The sequence below is a fragment of the Aminobacter sp. P4_D5 genome, assembly GCF_056401815.1.
Map to the genome: position 1 here is coordinate 1 of NZ_JBFUIP010000685.1, position 723 is coordinate 723.

At 71.2% G+C, this 723-nt stretch carries 1 protein-coding gene; it reads left to right on the plus strand.

Features of this window, described 5'->3' with window-relative positions:
* Nucleotides 1–706, plus strand: a 706-nt coding sequence (locus tag AC1DWF_RS34325) for a Mu transposase domain-containing protein (RefSeq protein ID WP_476842951.1), incomplete at its 5' end; no start/stop codon positions are given.
* Between the last annotated feature and the right edge of the window lie 17 nt (nt 707–723).

Sequence of the window (723 nt, forward strand, 5' to 3'; positions counted from 1 at the left end):
GGAGCTGAACGCGCTGCTGCTGGATCGCTGCGTCACACATGCCCGCGCGCACCGGCATCCCGAGTTGCGGGAGCAGACGGTCTGGGAGGTGTTCGAGGCGGAGCGGCCGAGCCTGGTGCCCTACGTCGGTCGGTTCGACGGGTTCCATGCGGTGCCGGCCTCGGTGTCGAAGACCTGCCTGGTCAGGTTCGACAACAACAAATACTCGGTGGCGGCGAGTGCCGTCGGTCGGCCGGTCGAGATCCGCGCCTATGCCGAGCGGATCGAGCTGCGCCAGGACGGGCGCGCGGTCGGCGAGCATCGGCGCTGCTTTGGCCGGGACCAGACGGTGTTCGACCCGTGGCACTACGTGCCGGTGCTGGCGCGCAAGCCTGGCGCCTGGCGGAACGGCGCGCCGTTCAAGGACTGGCTGTTGCCCGGCGCGCTGGAGCGGGTGCGCCGCAAGCTGGCCGGTGCCGGCGATGGCGACCGGCAGATGGTGGACATCCTCACCGCCGTGCTCAGCGACCGCCTGCCGGCAGTGGAGGCGGCCTGCGCCGAGGCGCTGCGCGAGGGTGTGCACTCCGCCGACGTGGTGCTGAACATCCTCGCCCGCCAGCGCGAGCCTCCGGCGCCAGTGTCGATCCCCACCCCCGTGGCGCTGCGGCTGCGGCACGAGCCGCTGGCCGATTGCGCCCGTTATGACAGCCTGAGGAGAAGCGTGTGATGGAGCGGTCCGAGATC